General features: G+C 68.6%; 17 protein-coding genes. 11 read left to right on the top strand and 6 right to left on the bottom strand.

Features of this window, described 5'->3' with window-relative positions; all coding sequences use genetic code 11:
* Nucleotides 1-81: 81 nt before the first annotated feature.
* A complete protein-coding gene (locus EPY72_RS11930) occupies nt 82-375 on the top strand; it encodes a PadR family transcriptional regulator (protein WP_134671516.1) in 294 nt (97 codons plus the stop codon).
* A 60-nt stretch (nt 376-435) separates the two neighbouring features.
* Nucleotides 436-579, top strand: a complete 144-nt coding sequence (locus tag EPY72_RS19450) for a hypothetical protein (protein WP_167599465.1) — start codon at nt 436-438, stop codon at nt 577-579.
* 2 nt (nt 580-581) lie between these two features.
* On the opposite strand, the gene EPY72_RS11925 is transcribed toward EPY72_RS19450, so the two are convergent.
* From EPY72_RS11925 to EPY72_RS11915, 3 genes are all read right to left on the bottom strand, one after another.
* A complete protein-coding gene (locus EPY72_RS11925) occupies nt 582-890 on the bottom strand; it encodes a CGCGG family putative rSAM-modified RiPP protein (protein WP_134671517.1) in 309 nt (102 codons plus the stop codon).
* Nucleotides 891-970: 80 nt separating this feature from the next.
* Nucleotides 971-1489, bottom strand: a complete 519-nt coding sequence (locus tag EPY72_RS11920; RefSeq protein WP_135806566.1) for a helix-turn-helix domain-containing protein — start codon at nt 1487-1489, stop codon at nt 971-973.
* A gap of 89 nt (nt 1490-1578) precedes the next feature.
* A complete protein-coding gene (locus EPY72_RS11915; RefSeq protein WP_135806565.1) occupies nt 1579-3759 on the bottom strand; it encodes a DUF7827 domain-containing protein in 2181 nt (726 codons plus the stop codon).
* 440 nt (nt 3760-4199) lie between these two features.
* Between EPY72_RS11915 and hflX the strand changes: the two genes are divergently transcribed.
* The 3 genes from hflX to EPY72_RS11900 all read left to right on the top strand — a co-directional run bounded on the left by hflX (nt 4200) and on the right by EPY72_RS11900 (nt 7338).
* Nucleotides 4200-5498 carry a GTPase HflX gene (gene hflX / locus EPY72_RS11910; protein WP_135806564.1) on the top strand — a complete coding sequence of 433 codons (1299 nt, stop codon included), beginning with the start codon at nt 4200-4202 and terminating at the stop codon, nt 5496-5498.
* Nucleotides 5499-5737: 239 nt separating this feature from the next.
* The gene (locus EPY72_RS11905) at nt 5738-7069 is read left to right on the top strand and encodes a cation:proton antiporter (protein ID WP_135806563.1); all 1332 of its coding nucleotides are present in this window, start codon (nt 5738-5740) and stop codon (nt 7067-7069) included.
* A gap of 56 nt (nt 7070-7125) precedes the next feature.
* Complete coding sequence (locus EPY72_RS11900; protein ID WP_134671521.1) at nt 7126-7338, top strand: DUF7576 family protein; 213 nt, start codon at nt 7126-7128, stop codon at nt 7336-7338.
* Nucleotides 7339-7356: 18 nt separating this feature from the next.
* Here EPY72_RS11900 and EPY72_RS11895 read toward each other — a convergent pair whose 3' ends face one another.
* The gene (locus EPY72_RS11895; RefSeq protein ID WP_135806562.1) at nt 7357-8775 is read right to left on the bottom strand and encodes an aryl-sulfate sulfotransferase; all 1419 of its coding nucleotides are present in this window, start codon (nt 8773-8775) and stop codon (nt 7357-7359) included.
* Nucleotides 8776-8883: 108 nt separating this feature from the next.
* On the opposite strand from EPY72_RS11895, the gene EPY72_RS11890 reads away from it, so the two are divergent.
* The 4 genes from EPY72_RS11890 to EPY72_RS11875 all read left to right on the top strand — a co-directional run bounded on the left by EPY72_RS11890 (nt 8884) and on the right by EPY72_RS11875 (nt 12373).
* On the top strand, nt 8884-9513 hold the full coding sequence (locus EPY72_RS11890) for a phosphoribosyltransferase (protein WP_135806561.1): 630 nt from the start codon (nt 8884-8886) through the stop codon (nt 9511-9513).
* Nucleotides 9514-9771: 258 nt separating this feature from the next.
* Nucleotides 9772-10761, top strand: coding sequence for a transcription initiation factor IIB (locus EPY72_RS11885; RefSeq protein WP_135806560.1), 990 nt, complete (start codon nt 9772-9774; stop codon nt 10759-10761).
* Nucleotides 10762-10878: 117 nt separating this feature from the next.
* A complete protein-coding gene (locus EPY72_RS11880) occupies nt 10879-11736 on the top strand; it encodes an SDR family NAD(P)-dependent oxidoreductase (protein ID WP_135806559.1) in 858 nt (285 codons plus the stop codon).
* 34 nt (nt 11737-11770) lie between these two features.
* Nucleotides 11771-12373 (top strand): DJ-1/PfpI family protein, encoded by a 603-nt coding sequence (locus EPY72_RS11875; protein ID WP_135806558.1) that lies wholly within the window; start codon nt 11771-11773, stop codon nt 12371-12373.
* A gap of 34 nt (nt 12374-12407) precedes the next feature.
* Here the strand turns inward: EPY72_RS11875 and EPY72_RS11870 are convergent, their stop codons facing one another.
* Nucleotides 12408-12848 (bottom strand): universal stress protein, encoded by a 441-nt coding sequence (locus EPY72_RS11870; protein WP_135806557.1) that lies wholly within the window; start codon nt 12846-12848, stop codon nt 12408-12410.
* A gap of 147 nt (nt 12849-12995) precedes the next feature.
* On the opposite strand from EPY72_RS11870, the gene EPY72_RS11865 reads away from it, so the two are divergent.
* Together EPY72_RS11865 and EPY72_RS11860 are read left to right on the top strand one after the other, a co-directional pair.
* On the top strand, nt 12996-13391 hold the full coding sequence (locus EPY72_RS11865) for a DUF2267 domain-containing protein (protein ID WP_135806556.1): 396 nt from the start codon (nt 12996-12998) through the stop codon (nt 13389-13391).
* 56 nt (nt 13392-13447) lie between these two features.
* Complete coding sequence (locus EPY72_RS11860) at nt 13448-13876, top strand: universal stress protein (protein WP_134671529.1); 429 nt, start codon at nt 13448-13450, stop codon at nt 13874-13876.
* Between the two features lie 16 nt (nt 13877-13892).
* Here the strand turns inward: EPY72_RS11860 and EPY72_RS11855 are convergent, their stop codons facing one another.
* Nucleotides 13893-14666, bottom strand: a complete 774-nt coding sequence (locus EPY72_RS11855) for an HAD-IIA family hydrolase (protein ID WP_135806555.1) — start codon at nt 14664-14666, stop codon at nt 13893-13895.
* Between the last annotated feature and the right edge of the window lie 58 nt (nt 14667-14724).

Here is a 14724-nt window from a genome sequence, read left to right as displayed (position 1 = left end):
TTCGTCGAGCCGACTCGAACAACAGATTTTAACGGCCGTCAGGTTTATAATTATACGATTACTAATACGAATTGAGACATCATGTACGACCTGACGGGCTTCCAGCGCGACCTGTTGTTCGCCGTCGTCGGCAAAGACGAACCGCACGGGCTCGCGATCAAAGAGGAACTCGAGACCTACTACGAGAAAGAAATTCACCACGGCCGGCTCTACCCCAACCTCGACACGTTAGTCGACAAGGGACTGGTCGAGAAGGGCCAGCGCGACCGCCGCACCAACTACTATGCGCTGACCGAACGCGGCCACCGCGAGATCGAGGCCCGCCGCGAGTGGGAAGACGACCACCTCGAAACCGCCTCGTCGGTCTCCGCCTAGGGCGGTCAGATCCGTTCGCGCGCCCGTGAAGCCTAATGTGTTCCGGGCCGATTACCTCGTATGGCATATCAGACGACGGTCGGCTGGTCGTTGCTCTCCTCGGGCATCGTCACCCTCCTGCTCAAGGTGCTCCCGTACGACTCGCTGTACTGGGGGCTCCTCTTCCTCGTGGCCGGGATCGCGATCCTGTACGTCCGCCAGTAGCGTTACTCGACGTGGACCCGCGTGACGTGGCCGCCACAGCCACACTGCTCGACGTACTCCCAGTCGAGATCGGCCTCGGCCGCGTCGAGGGCCTCGTAGAGGTACGTCTCGGGGTGGCCGTGGTCGCCGTGGGTCACGAGGTTGACGTGGTGGCCCGGCGCGGTGTGCTCGATCGCCGACAGCGCCTGCTCGACGAGCAGGCCCCGGCTCTCGGCGTGGCGGGGATGCTCCAAGTTGGCCGACCACGAGTTGTCGTGGACCGTCTGGGTTATCGGTTCGACGCCGTCGTGGTCGTGCTCGGTCGTTCCCATACGTCCCCTACGAGCGCCGTCCCCGAAAGCACACGCCCGAACACGTTCGGTCGGTCGCGGGCGCGCCGGCGGCGAAAGCGCTACCCGTCCCAGTAGATGCCGGCGGCCTCCTCGCCGCCGTCCGACCGGGCAAGCGCCTTCACCTTTCGGCGGTCGATCTCCTCGACCAGATCGAGCGCCTCCGCGACCCACGCGTAGAGACCGACGGTGAGGCGTTCTCGCACCTCCTCGACCTCGACCGGCGAGTAGACGTGGACGTAGCCGCCGCCGGTCAGCAGTCGCTGGCGCTTGTCCAACAGGCCGATCTCGACTAGGTGGTTGAGCTGTCTCGCGACGGTACTGCGATCGAGATCGAGCCGATCGGCCAGTTCGGCGGCGGTCGAGTCGCCCGCCTCCATCAGGCAGACACAGATCGTGAGGCCGGTCCGCGAGACGCCGAACACCTCCCGGAGCACGACCGCGAGCTCCGGGTGCTCGACCGGCGTCGCGTCGGCCGAGACCATCTCGGCGCCACAGCAGGTCGTCTCCGAGTCGCCCAGCGACACCGACCCGCACTCGCGGCATTCGAACACCGTCGCGTTCGTGGTACTCTTCCCCATGGATTGGGGTTCGGCCCGGACCTACAAGACCGTTCGGTGAGCCAACCGAGCCGACCCCGGCGTGAATCGGGCGCTCGGAGACGCGGCGGTCAGCGCCGGCCGACGAGCGCCGCGACGACGAGCGCGAGCGCGCCCGCGATCACGAGGGCCACGGGACCGAACCCGGGCGTCGACGCGCTGGCGACCTCCTCCTCGGTGGTCGTCTCCTCGGCGGCGTCGGCTTCGGTCGTTTCTTCTGCTTCGTCATCGGCTTCGGTCGTCTCGTCTTCCGGTTCGGTCGTCGCCTCAGCTTCGGCGTCGGCTTCAGTCGTCTCGTCTTCCGCTTCCTCTGCTTCGGTCGTTTCCTCTGCTTCGGTCGTTTCCTCTGCTTCGGTCGTTTCCTCTGCTTCGGTCGTCTCGTCTTCCTCACCGTCGGCCGCGGTCGTCTCCGTCGCGTCTTCGTCTTCGGCCTCGGTGGTCGTCTCCTCGGCGTCGGCGTCAGCGTCGGTCACGACGACACCGGTCGCGTTTGCGGCCGGCTCGTCGATCGTCGCGGTGAACTCGGTGGCGTTCGCGACCCCCGAGAGATCGAAGGCGGCCTCCCACGCGCCGTCCGGGCCGACCTCGACGGTCTGGCGGTCGAAGAAGGGCTCGGCGCCGACGCTCTCGACCGCGACGGTCAGCTCGGTGCCCGGTGCGACCGTGCTACTACCGGTGACGGCGGCGTCGCTCGACGCCGACACTCGGACGGGCTCGTCGAACGAGGCGGTCCGCTCGACGACGCTGAAGTTGGCGGTGTACGAACTCGCGTTCTCCGCGGAGACGTACGGGTTCCGCTCGGTCACCGTGAAGTTCGCCGTGTAGCTGGCGCCCTCTTCGAGCCGGGTCGTGTCGAACACCAGGAACAGCTGATCGGTGTCCTCGTCCCGGATCAGGGTCGCCCGATCGAGCGACACCTCGGTCTCGGGGACGTTCATCTCGACGCCGCGCGTGAGCGCCATCGAGAGCCCCGTCTCCTCGTTGTTGAGGTCCGAGACGTTCTCGACGTACCCCCCGATCCCGGAGGCCCGGAGCTCCACGATCGCAAAGTCCTGATAGGCGATGTCGTCGTCTTCGGCCACGACGTCGGTCAGCTGTGAGGCGCTCTCGATCTCGCCCACGTCCGGAGCGGTCCACACCCGCACGCCGTCGACCGACGCGGTTTCGAGGATCATCGTCCCGACACCGGTCTGCTGGCCGCCGACGTACGTCCGGATCGGATACGTCGCGGCGTCGAGCCGGCCGGGGATCGGATCGGTCTGAAGCTCGTAGCCGGTCACGTTGTCTTCGCCGACCGCCGAGACGCCAGACTGGTTCTGCTGGCCCGCGAGATAGGTGTTGAGGTCGACCGCGACCTCCCCGTCGTCGTCCTCGTCGACGACGCCGAACCGAGCGAGGTAACCGAGGTCGCGCGAGCCGACCGTGACGGTCGCCTCGTCGGTACCGTCGAGCGTGACGTTGAACCGGGCCACGTCGCCGCGCTGTTCGACGACGGTCGCGTTCGCGAGCGACGCCGAGCCCTCGACCGGCTCGGAGACGACGATGCCGGCGGTGTCGCGCGCCGAGGCGTCGGCCGCCGCCACCGTCACGTTGTACGTGCCGGCCTCGACGCCGCTGAAGTTCGCGTCGAAGGCGGTGTCGTCGCCGACCGTCCGGGTGGCGACCGCCTGTCCGTCCCGCACTTCGACGTTGGCGAACACGTCAGCGAGCTCCTCGGCGCTCATGTCCTCGGAGAAAAACCGGAGCGGGTACTCCGCCCGGTTGGACTCGATCTGCAGGTCGGCTCTGGCGTCGTCGCTGTCGTCGTTGCGGACCGTCGTCTCGTCGAAGGTGGCGTTGAGCGTCTGGACCGCGACCTCCCAGTCGGCGCCGCTCACGTCCGTCCGTCCGACGGCGGTGCCGTTCTTGAAGGCGACGGGCTCGCCCTGCTCGTCGACGACCACGTACTGGCCGTCGAGCCCGCTGGTGCCGAACGTCGCCGAGCCCGAGTCGTCGAGCAAGACCTGCGTGACGAGTCCGCCGACCTCGCCGTCGTCGACGTTCCGCACGGACCACACTTCGCTGGCGTTCGCCTCCCCGGCGCTCAGCTCCAGGAACTGGCCCTGCCAGAACACTTCGTCGGATTCGACGGCCACCTCGTCGGCGTCGTCGTCCTGCGCCTGATACCCGATTCCGGCACTCGTTACTCCCGCCGTCAGCGACGCACCGACGAGAAGCACCGTCAACAGTACACTCGTTCGTGTTCGTGTCATGAAATTCCCCACTCCCCCGCGCGACCCCCCGCGCGGAATCTCGTGGGAACGTTCGGCGAAATCGGCTAAGTATCTTTTGACGGTAGTGACGGCTTGCGACCCGACAAAGAGTGCCTATCACCCGAGTCCGCGGAGAAACGTCGGCCACCGAGCGCGGTCCCGACGCCGCCGCAGTTCCCGATCGGCCGGCAGTCGCCCCAACGCTTATCCCGGTCACCCGACAACACTGTGACAGGTCGTATGAAGACCGTTCTCCTCTCGCAGTGACCGGGTGCATCCGTGGCTCCGAGGCCCGAGCGCCGCGTCCGTGACTTCCGTCGAGTCGCTCGCGTGGCGCCGTCGCCTCCCCTCGCGGACCCCGGTCTGAGTCCGCAGGTCCAGTCGGTCGTAGCGAACTGTCGGGGTAGCGACGAGCGAACGCCACCGCACACCACACATCCATGCAATCACGAGACGCAGTCGTCGCGAAGCGCGCAGACGCCGGCACCATCGACACCGACGAGATCCGCGGGCTCGCCCGGACGGCGGGCTACGCGGTCGTCGCCGAACTGACCCAGCGCCGCGGGTCGGACTCGACCTACGAGTTCGGGCGCGGCAAGGCCGAGCGGTTGGCCGAGACGGTCGCGGCGACGGGCGCCGACACCGTCGTCTTCGACAACGAACTCACGCCGACCCAGACGGTCGAACTCGCCGCGCTGTGCCCCGAGGGCACGCGGGTGCTCGACCGCCATCGGCTCGTGCTCGACATCTTCGAGGCGCGGGCCGGCGACAGGCGTTCGACCCTGCAGGTCGAGCGCGCCAAACTGGCGTGGCGGCTCCCGCGCATCCGCGAGCGAAGCGACGAACAGGCGATGAACCGACGCACCGAGTCGGGCACCCGGTACTACGACGTGCTCGACCGACTCGACGAACTGACCCGGAAGATCGAGGCGCTCGGAGACGAGGCGGCCGCGCGCCGCGACCGGCGCCGCGAGGCGGGGTTCGAGTACGTCGCGCTGGCGGGCTACACCAACGCCGGCAAGTCGACGCTGTTCCACCGGCTCGCCGACGACCTCGATTTTTCGGCCCGCGACCCCGACCACGCCGACCTCGACGCCACGGCCGAGATCGAAGACCGGCTGTTCGAGACGCTCGACACCACGACCCGGCGGGCGACGATCGACGGCCGCCCGACGCTGGTGACCGACACCGTGGGGTTCGTCGAGGGACTGAGCCACGAGCTGGTCGAGTCGTTTCACGGGACGCTGTCGGTGACCGCGAGCGCCGAGTGCGTCGCGGTCGTCGCCGACGCCGGCGACCCGCCCGCCCGGCTCCGCACGAAATTAGCGACGACCTGCGACCGCCTCGCCGACGCCGACGGCGAACTCGTCGCGGTGCTGAACAAGGCCGACCTGCTCGATCCCGACGAGCTGGCCGCGCGCCGCGAGGCGGTCGCCGAGGTGGCGGCCGCGTCCGACGCTCCGCTCCCGGCCGACCCGGTCGCGGTGAGCGCAATCGAGGGCCAGAACCTCGACGCGCTCGGGGCCCGGATCTCCGAAGCGCTCTCCGAGCGCCGATCGGTCGAGATCGCGGCGCCGAGCGGCGACGACGCGATGCGACTCGTGTCGTGGCTCTACGAGCGGGCGTCGGTCGACGACGTCGACTACCGCGGCGACGAGGTCCGGATCGCGTTCACGGCGCCGGCGTCGATCGCCGCGACCGCCGAGTCGCGGGCGGCCGCGCTGGACGCCGACCGCTGACTCACTTGAGGGGCACCTCGATCAGGGTCGTCTCGTCGCCCTCGACCCCGGCTCCGAGGGCCGCGGTCAGCCCCGGCCAGTCGTCGGGGCGGTAGACCTCGACGCCGAAGCTCTCGGCGAACGTCCGGAAGTCGGGGTTGGCGATCCGGGTGCCAAAGTGCTCGCCGCGGTGGGCCTCCTGCTCGGGGCTCGAACGGCCGACGGAGCTTTACCCGGATCTGTAATACACTGAGAGAAAAATGGCCACCTACGCAATCGTCCAGATACTCGTAGGGCTCGCGGTCCTCGGCGCCGTCGTGTTGCCGCGGCTCGTCTCCGACAAGCCGCTGTCGTTCCCGATCCTCTACGTGATCGCCGGGATGGTGCTGTTCGCGCTCCCGATCGGGGTCCCGGCGCCCGACCCGGTCGCGAACCCGGCGGTGACCGAGCGGCTCACCGAACTCGTGGTCATCGTCGCGCTCATGGGGGCCGGGCTGAAGCTCGATCGGCCGTTCAGCTTCCGGTCGTGGGGGCTGACCTGGCGGCTCCTCCTGATCGTGATGCCGCTGACGATCTTCGTCACGGCCGCGCTCGGGCTGTGGGTCGTCGGAACTCTCCCCGCGACCGCGGTCCTGCTCGGGGCGATCGTCGCACCCACCGACCCCGTGCTGGCCTCCGACGTGGGCGCGACCGAGCCGACCGAGGAGACCGACGACGAGATCGATCCGGGGAACCAAGAAGACGAGGTCCGGTTCGCGCTCTCCTCGGAGGCGGGGCTCAACGACGGGCTCGCGTTCCCGTTCACCTACCTCGCCATCGCGATGGCGGGCGCATCGGGCACCGCGTCGCTGGGGTGGCTGGTCGACTGGGCGGTGCTGGCGGTCGCCTACGAGATCCTCGTCGGCGTCGTGATGGGCTACGTGCTGGGACAGCTACTGGCCCGGGTCGTCTTCGGGACCCAGACGGACCTCGAACTCACCACGACCACCGACCTCGCGGACGTGATGGCCGGCGCCGAGGCGCTCACCGCGACGCTGGTGACCTACGGCGTCACCGAGATCCTCGGCGGATACGGCTTCATCGCGGTGTTCGTCGCGGCCCTCGAACTGCGCCACTACGAGTGGGAACACGACTACTACGTCGATCTCCACGACTTCGGCGTGATGATCGAGCGACTGCTGATGGCGGTGGTGTTGGTGCTGTTCGGCGGGGCGATCGTCGGCGGACTGCTCGACCCCCTGACGCTCACCGACGCCGGGGTCGGGCTGGCGATCCTGTTCGTGGTCCGGCCGCTCGCGGGGCTCGTGGGCCTGCTCGGCGCGTCGGTCCCGTGGAGCGAACGGCTGGTCATCTCGTCGTTCGGCATCCGGGGGATCGGGTCGTTCTACTACCTCGCGTACGCGCTGAACGAGGCGTCGTTCGGCGAGATTCAGCTCCTCATCGCCCAGGAGAAGCTCTGGGCGATTCTGGGGTTCGTCGTGCTCACGTCGGTGTTCGTCCACGGCATCGCGGCTTACCCCGTGATGGAGTTTCTCGACCGGCGCCAGTCCGAGCCGGCGTCCGAGGAGCCGGCCGAGCCCGCGACCGACTGACCGCCGGCGACCGACCCGGGCGACAGAGCTACGGCCGGGGCCGGCGTAGCGGTCGCATGCCAGAACTGTACGGCGCCTTCGACGGGGAGGCCGATTCGCAGTACGCCGCCTGCGTGGGGTGCGGCGAACTCACCGATCTGTTCGAGGCCCACCCGATGTTCCGCGAGGACGCGGTGAACGAGTTCGGCGACGTGACGGCGACGACGTACCACTTCTGTAGCGACGGCTGTCTCGACTCGTGGCTTCGACAGCGAAATACGGGGGAGTAACGACCCGCCGGCGGGCGGCTACGCGAGCCGCTCGCGAACGCCGTTCGTGATGCGATTACGGTTGTAGAGCAGTTCGGCCAGCCCCCAGCCGACCAGCAGGAGGGCCGCGCCGACCACGCCCACGAAGTCCCACGGTCCCATCCAGACCGGCCGGATCCACGGCGCGATCTTCGACCAGCGGTTCGCGAACGCGTCGACCGGGCCGCTGACGGCGGTGCCGGCGAACGAACTGCTCATCCACTGTGAGAAGGTCAGCCGGTCGCCGGTGCCGGGGGTCAGTCCCGCGCTCCCGTTGACGGTGTACTCGCCTTCGGCGTCCTGATCGGCGATGGTCGGGCCGTCGGGCTCGTCGCCCAGATGCATGCGCTCGGCGTCGTAGGGGGCCCACGGCGCGTAGAACTCCCAGACGACCTCGCCGGTCGGCGTGACCTCGATGATGCGTTGGTTGTTCGAGTCGACGACCAGCGTGTTCCCGTTCGGGAGCCGGTCGGCGTCGCGGGGCCAGTTGAACACTTGACTCGACCCCAGCTTCCAGGTCTCTTTCCACTCGCCGTCGCGCTTGGCGTACTCGACGATCCGGTCGTTCTCGCTGTCGGCGACGGTGATGGTCGGCGTCCCGTTCTCGCTTTCGAGGTACTTGGGGTTGTGCTGTTCGTGCATCACGTCGTAGTCGTCGTCGCTCCCGAGGCGCATGTCGATCGCCTTGGTGGAGCGGTTGATCACCATCACCTGATCCATGTTGCGCGGCGAGATCAGATACTGGCCGTCGTCGATCTTGTCGACGTCGTTGACGTGGGTCCAGTCGTTGTTCGGGGCCTCGGCGGCGTACGTCCCGCCCTGATCTTCGGTCCAGTCGGTGTGGTCGTCGAACTGCCACTCCCACGTAATCTCTCCTTGCTCGCGGTCGTAGATGAAGATCCGATCCTCGTTGGTCTCGCTGGTCGTGTTGTAGTTGCGCATGTTCGCGACCAGCAACTCGGTGCCGTTGTTGATGAGGTCGGCGTCGTGGGTGTCGTGAACGTCGTCGAAGCGCTCGGCCCAGACCCGCTCGTCGGTCTCGGGGTTGTACTCGTAGATGGTGGTTCCGCCTTTTCTGGTGCCGGTGACCAGCAGGTTCCCGTTGTCGAGCGGGTCGACGTCGTAGAACCACGTCACGTCGTTGTTCGACCCGTTGTGGATCCACTCGACGTCGCCCTGCGGCCCCACCCCGACGAGGCGAGCGGGCTTCTTGCCGTTCGACTGCCCGGCGAACTTGAATCCCTGTATCGAGATGACGGTCGTTCCGTCGGCCGGCGATTCGATCGTTCCTTTCTGGAGGTTCGTCGGTTCGTAGGTGAACGCGGAGACCGCGGAGGGGGCGATCAGCGACACGATGAGAACCAACACCACGCCGCGTACCAACCACGCCCGCGAGAACCCGGTCTGGTCAGACGCCATGCACTCGTGTACATCGAATTAGGTTATATGGGTTTTGTCCTCTCGACGGCCACCAGCGTCGCCAGCACGCTCAGATTTATGCGAATCGGTACCGCGACACACGATAGGATGTTCCAGAACCGAACCGACGCTGGACGGCGACTCGCAGACGCGCTCGCCGACCGCGGCGTGACCGCTGACGTGGTGCTCGGAATCCCGCGGGGCGGCGTCCCGGTCGCGCGCGCCGTGGCCGACGCGCTCGGGGCGCCCCTCGATGTGGTGGTCGCCTCGAAGATCGGCGCCCCGGACGACCCCGAGGTCGCGCTCGGCGCGGTGGCGAGCGACGGCACCGCGTGGCGCAACGACGATCTCGTGGCGGCGGCCGGCGCGACCGACGCGTACTTCGAGCGCGAGCGCCGCCGGGAAGCCGAGCTCGCCCGCGAGAAGCTCTCTCGCTATCGGGGAACCGACGAACTCCCGGATCTGGACGGCCGGCGCGTCCTCGTGGTCGACGACGGCCTCGCGACGGGGGCGACCGCGATCGCGGCGCTCGGGCAGGTCCGGGCGGCGGGGGCCGACCGCGTGACCCTCGCGGTTCCGGTCGCGTCGCCGCGCTCGCTGGCGACGGTCCGGGCGGAAGCCGACGAGGTCGTCTGCGTCGAGTCGCCGCCGGAGTTCGACGCCGTCGGTCGGTTCTACCGGTCGTTCGAGCAGGTCTCGGACGAGGCCGCGATGGCGTCGCTCCGCGACGAGGGGTAGTTTTGCAAAAATATTGCACAACTGCGTTCGGGATTCCGAGGACGGCCGACTCAGAGATACCGGCCTGAACTGCCTCTAAATCCCGAAGTAATCCGCCACGACGCCGGCGTCTCGCGGGTCCGATACTGTGCGCCACTCACACACATGGGCGAAATCTTTAAGTAGTTGTCGCCCTTACTGAGAGTTAGGAAGCAGGACTCCCGGAGATTCTTCAGGGTTTCTCCTCCTCCCGGTAGTCCCCGCCCACCCATCACCACCATGACGAGTACACGCATCCAGAGCTACAGCGAGCAGACCGACGTATCGAACGAGGAACGAACCGACGAGGAGCGGGCCCCCGAGCGCGAGGACACCTGTCCGGAGTGTGGCGGCGATCTCGTCGCCGACAGCGAGCACGGCGAGACCGTCTGTGGGGCCTGCGGCCTCGTCGTCGAAGAGGACTCCGTCGACCGCGGCCCCGAGTGGCGGGCGTTCGACGCGGCCGAGAAAGACCAGAAGAGCCGGGTCGGCGCCCCGACCACGAAGATGATGCACGACAAGGGGCTGTCGACCAACATCGGCTGGCAGGACAAAGACGCCTACGGCAACTCGCTGGGGAGTCGCCAGCGCGAGAAGATGCAACGGCTCCGCAAGTGGAACGAGCGGTTCCGGACCCGCGACTCCAAAGAGCGCAACCTCAAGCAGGCGCTCGGCGAGATCGACCGGATGGCCTCCGCGCTCGGCCTTCCCGAGGACGTTCGGGAGACCGCCTCGGTCATCTACCGGCGCGCGCTCGACGAGGATCTCCTGCCCGGCCGCTCGATCGAGGGCGTCGCCACCGCGTCGCTGTACGCCGCCGCCCGACAGACCGGGACGCCTCGGTCGATCGACGAGGTCGCGAACGTCAGCCGGATCGACGAGATGGAGTTCAAGCGGACCTACCGCTACATCGTCCGCGAACTCAACCTCCAGATCCAGCCGGCCGACCCCGAAGACTACGTCGCGCGGTTCGCCAGCGACCTCGGCATCTCCGACGAGAGCGAGCGCCGGGCCCGCGAGCTCCTGCGCAACGCGAAGCGAAAGGGGCTCCACAGCGGGAAGTCGCCGGTCGGGCTCGCCGCGGCCGCCATCTACGCGGGGCCGCTCCTGACCAACGAGAAGGTCACCCAGGCCGAGGTCAGCGAGGTCGCGCAGGTCAGCGAGGTCACGATCCGAAACCGCTACCACGAACTGCTCGAAGCCGACGACGACGCCTACGCGGCGGCCTGAGCTGTTCTCTCGACGGTGGTCGGCGGTCGGCGGCGCTGTCCGTTTTTTTCGAACGATAGTCCGCGAGCGACCGCTCCGTTCCGGAAGGTCCTAACCGACCGTGCCCGAATCGCGGGTATGCGAGTGGTCCTCATCACGGGCGCCGCGTCGGGCATCGGGCGAGCGACCGCGCGGGCGTTCCGCGAGGCGGGCTGGCGGGTGTACGCGACCGACGTCGACGCCGAGGGGCTGGCGGGCCTCCCGGACTGCGAGACGTTCCGGCTCGACGTCTCCGACCCCGAGGCGTGTCGCGACGGCGTCGAGCGCGTGGTCGAGGCCGCCGGTCGGCTCGACTGTCTGGTCAACAACGCGGGCTACGCCGCGCCGGGGCCGATCGAGGACGTCCCGGAGGCCGCCGCCGTCCGGCAGGTCGACGTGGTGCTCCACGGCCCGCGCCGGATGGCCCGGGCGGCGTTGCCCCACCTCCGGGCGACCGGCGGGACGATCGTGAACGTCTCCAGCGTGGTCTCGCGGTCGGCGTTCCCCGGGCTCGGCGCGTACAGCGCCGCCAAGTTCGGGCTTCGGGGGCTGACCGACGCGCTCCGGATGGAGACCGACGCGGTCGGCGTGGCGGCGGTCGAACCGGCGTGGGTGTCGAGCGACTTCGCGGCGGCCGCCCGCGACCGGCTCCCCGACCCCGACGACCGCACCGCGGAGTACGCCGGGACGTACGCCGTGCTCGAACGCGGCGTCGGGGTCGGTAGCGAGCGGTTCGCGGTGACCCCCGAGCGGGTCGCCGCCGAGATCCTCCGGGCGGCGACCGACGCCGACCCGAGGGCCCGGTACCCCGTGGGTCCGATCGCGCGCTTCGTCGCCTCGGCCCGGTACTTCCCCGATCCGATCGAGGACCGGCTCAAGCTCCTGTTCGGGCGGCTCTCGGTGGGGATCGGTCGGCTGGCGCGGTGGCTCTCCGGACGCGGCGGTGACCGGCGATAGCTATTATGTCCTGTGGGTGGTAGTACCTGTCACTATGTCCGGCAAGCGGCTACTGATGATCGTCGGCGACTACGGCGAGGACTACGAGATAATGGTGCCGTTTCAGGCGCTTCAGGCGGTCGGCCACGAGGTCGAGGCGGTCTGCCCCCAGAAAGACGCGGGCGACACGGTCAAGACCGCGGTCCACGACTTCCGGGGCGACCAGACGTATGTCGAGTCGCGGGGTCACGACTTTCGGGTGACCGCCGCGATGGACGAGATCGACCCGGCGGCGTACGACGGACTGGTGTTGCCCGGCGGGCGCGCGCCCGAGTACCTCCGGACCCACGACGAGGTGCTGGGGACCGTCCGCCACTTCTTCGAGGCCGACAAGCCGGTCGCGGCCATCTGTCACGCCGCCCAGATCCTCGCGGCGGCCGACGTGATCGAGGGTCGGACCTGCTCGGCGTACTCCGCGCTCGAAGCCGACGTGGAGGGCGCGGGCGGCGAGTACTACGACGGCGTGACCACCGACGGTAACCTCGTCACCGGCCGGGACTGGAGCGACCACGTCGAGTGGCTCTCGCAGTTCCTCGACGTGCTCGGCACCGACGTCGAACACGGCGAGCCCGCGGTCGCCGAGGCCGCCGAGGACTGAGCCGGCGGGTCGGCCCCGGCGCCGAGACGGCGGGCTACTCCTCGGTCGACTCGCTCGTTCGCACCGTCAGGACGGGCACGTCGGCGGTCCGAACCACCTTCTCGGTCACGCTTCCGAGGAGGTAGCGATTCAGCCCCGACCGGCCGTGAGTCCCCATCACGATCATGTCGACGTCGTGGTCGTCGGCGTAGTCGAGGATCGTCCGGTGTGGCGTGCCGTGGATCACTTCGGTCGCCACGTCCTCGACGCCGGCGTCGGCCGCCCGTTCGGCGATAGCCTCGACCGCCACTTCGCCCTGTTCTTCGAACGACTCGATGACCGCCGGCGTGTGTATCTCGGTCGACAGCGACGCGAGGTTCACGACGTTCACCGCGTGGAGCTCCGCGTCGTACGTCGACGCGAGGTCGATGGCTCGCTCGACGGCGGGGTCGACCGCGTCGCTTCCGTCGGTCGGAATGAGTATGCGTTCGTACATACTAGATCGTTCGTCTCCCGCTCGGGAAAACGATTCGGGCGTTCTCGGTCGTCGAGAGCCGTAACCGGGCTTTATACCGGTTTACCGTCGCCGTCCCGACCTCGACCTGCCGCCACGCCTTTCACCCCGACAGTGGTACCGGGACGCATGCAGTACAACGAGTTCATGGGGCAGGTCCAGAACCGCCTCGAACTGCCCGAGCAGAGCCGAGCCGTTCGGGCGACGCGAGCCGTGCTGACCACGCTGGGCGAGCGCCTCCAACCGGGCGAAGCCACCGACCTCGCGGGCCCGCTCCCGATGGAGGTCGACTACTACCTCGAAGCCGCCGACTCGGGCCAGCGCTTCGACTACGGCGAGTTCGTCGAGCGGGTCGCCGACCGCGCGAACGTCGACGAGTCCGACGCGGCTTACTACGGCCGCGTGGTGGTCGGGCTGGTGAGCGAGCTCGTGGCCCGCAGCGAGCTCGAACAGGTCCGGGCCCAGCTCCCCGACGACTACGACGATCTGTTCCAGTTGGTCGACGCCGAGGAAGTCGAGGAATGATCGTCCGGACCGACCGGCGCGAAACAGTCAAAAGGCTATCACCCGAATGACCCTCCATGTACGAGACAGTTCTGTTCCCGACCGACGGTAGCGAGGGGACCGAGGCCGCCCTCGAAAACGCGCTCAACATCGCGTCGACGTACGACGCGTCGGTCCACGCGCTGTACGTCGCCGACACAAACCAGTACAGCACGACCACGCTCGACGACGGTGCTCGCGACGTGCTGGTCGAGGAAGGCGAGGACATCGTCGGCGACGTCGTCGAGCGAGCCCAGGCACGGGGCGTCGACGTCGAGGACGTGGTGTTGCAGGGCGACCCCTACGAGACGATCCTCGACTACATCGAGGAGTACGGCGTCGATCTGGTCGTGATGGGGACCCACGGCCGCCGCGGGGTCGAGCGGTATCTCATCGGGAGCGTGACCGAGAAGGTGGTTCGGACCGCCGACGTACCCGTCCTGACGGTGCCGCTGGCCGACGAGTGAGTTCGGTCGGCCGGGCTCACAGCACCGTCTCGATCGACGCGAGCGAGTCGAGCACGTAGTCCGGTTCGACCGTCGCCTCCCGGAGGTCGGCCTCGTCGGTCACGCCGGTCAGCACGAGGACCGTCGTCATGCCGGCGCGCTCGCCCATCTCGATGTCGGTTTCGAGCCGGTCGCCCACCAGCAGGCAGTCGCCCGGGTCGGCCTCGAGCAGGTTCGTCGCGGCGGTCATCGCAGTCGGCGAGGGTTTGCCCGCGACCGCGTCGAGTTCGCGGCCGGTGACGCCCTCGATCGCGCCGATCATGCCCGCGGCGTCCGGGATCTCGCCGTCCGCGACCGGGCAGGTCCGGTCGGGGTTGGTCGCGACGAACGCGGCGTCGCCGTCGAGGGCGTTCATCGCCGCGGTCAGCGTCTCGTAGTCGAACGACCGATCCATCGAGGCGACCACGACCCCCGCGTCGGCTGGCGTCTCGGTGACCCGGACGCCGGCGGCTTCGAGGTCGGCGACCAGCGGCGCCTCGCCGACCACCAGCGCCGCGCGGTCGGGGTACTCCCGGGCGAGCAGGTCGGCGGTCATCGCGCCGGAGTTGAGCACCTCTCCGGGCTCGGTCGGGACGCCGAGGTCGGTGAGCTTCCGGGCGTAGTCCGCGCGCCGCTCGATCGCCTTGTTCGAGACGAACGCGACGGCGGTCCGGCGCCGCAACGCCTCGATACCGATGTCGGCCCCGGCGAGCAGGTCGCCGCCCCGGTACACCGTGCCGTCGAGGTCGATCACCGCACCGTCGTAGGTCATGGGGAACTCCCGTCCGTCCCCGAGTGGTCGCTCATTCGTTGGGCCACCGGTACGGGTC

Source organism: Halorussus marinus, from assembly GCF_004765795.1.
GTDB classification, from domain to species: Archaea; Halobacteriota; Halobacteria; order Halobacteriales; family Haladaptataceae; genus Halorussus; species Halorussus marinus.
The sequence above is the reverse complement of the archived record's forward strand: the minus strand, read 5'-3'. Positions and strand labels throughout refer to the sequence as shown.

What these genes read in the sequence shown, in the direction of transcription:
- EPY72_RS11905 (WP_135806563.1), top strand. Translation starts at nt 5,738, where the DNA reads ATGGCCACCTACGCAATCGTCCAGATACTCGTAGGGCTCGCGGTCCTC.
- EPY72_RS11855 (WP_135806555.1), bottom strand. Translation starts at nt 14,666, where the DNA reads ATGACCTACGACGGTGCGGTGATCGACCTCGACGGCACGGTGTACCGG.
- EPY72_RS11925 (WP_134671517.1), bottom strand. Translation starts at nt 890, where the DNA reads ATGGGAACGACCGAGCACGACCACGACGGCGTCGAACCGATAACCCAG.
- EPY72_RS11860 (WP_134671529.1), top strand. Translation starts at nt 13,448, where the DNA reads ATGTACGAGACAGTTCTGTTCCCGACCGACGGTAGCGAGGGGACCGAG.
- EPY72_RS11900 (WP_134671521.1), top strand. Translation starts at nt 7,126, where the DNA reads ATGCCAGAACTGTACGGCGCCTTCGACGGGGAGGCCGATTCGCAGTAC.
- EPY72_RS11890 (WP_135806561.1), top strand. Translation starts at nt 8,884, where the DNA reads ATGTTCCAGAACCGAACCGACGCTGGACGGCGACTCGCAGACGCGCTC.
- EPY72_RS11895 (WP_135806562.1), bottom strand. Translation starts at nt 8,775, where the DNA reads ATGGCGTCTGACCAGACCGGGTTCTCGCGGGCGTGGTTGGTACGCGGC.
- EPY72_RS19450 (WP_167599465.1), top strand. Translation starts at nt 436, where the DNA reads ATGGCATATCAGACGACGGTCGGCTGGTCGTTGCTCTCCTCGGGCATC.
- hflX (WP_135806564.1), top strand. Translation starts at nt 4,200, where the DNA reads ATGCAATCACGAGACGCAGTCGTCGCGAAGCGCGCAGACGCCGGCACC.
- EPY72_RS11915 (WP_135806565.1), bottom strand. Translation starts at nt 3,759, where the DNA reads ATGACACGAACACGAACGAGTGTACTGTTGACGGTGCTTCTCGTCGGT.
- EPY72_RS11885 (WP_135806560.1), top strand. Translation starts at nt 9,772, where the DNA reads ATGACGAGTACACGCATCCAGAGCTACAGCGAGCAGACCGACGTATCG.
- EPY72_RS11930 (WP_134671516.1), top strand. Translation starts at nt 82, where the DNA reads ATGTACGACCTGACGGGCTTCCAGCGCGACCTGTTGTTCGCCGTCGTC.
- EPY72_RS11920 (WP_135806566.1), bottom strand. Translation starts at nt 1,489, where the DNA reads ATGGGGAAGAGTACCACGAACGCGACGGTGTTCGAATGCCGCGAGTGC.
- EPY72_RS11865 (WP_135806556.1), top strand. Translation starts at nt 12,996, where the DNA reads ATGCAGTACAACGAGTTCATGGGGCAGGTCCAGAACCGCCTCGAACTG.
- EPY72_RS11880 (WP_135806559.1), top strand. Translation starts at nt 10,879, where the DNA reads ATGCGAGTGGTCCTCATCACGGGCGCCGCGTCGGGCATCGGGCGAGCG.
- EPY72_RS11875 (WP_135806558.1), top strand. Translation starts at nt 11,771, where the DNA reads ATGTCCGGCAAGCGGCTACTGATGATCGTCGGCGACTACGGCGAGGAC.
- EPY72_RS11870 (WP_135806557.1), bottom strand. Translation starts at nt 12,848, where the DNA reads ATGTACGAACGCATACTCATTCCGACCGACGGAAGCGACGCGGTCGAC.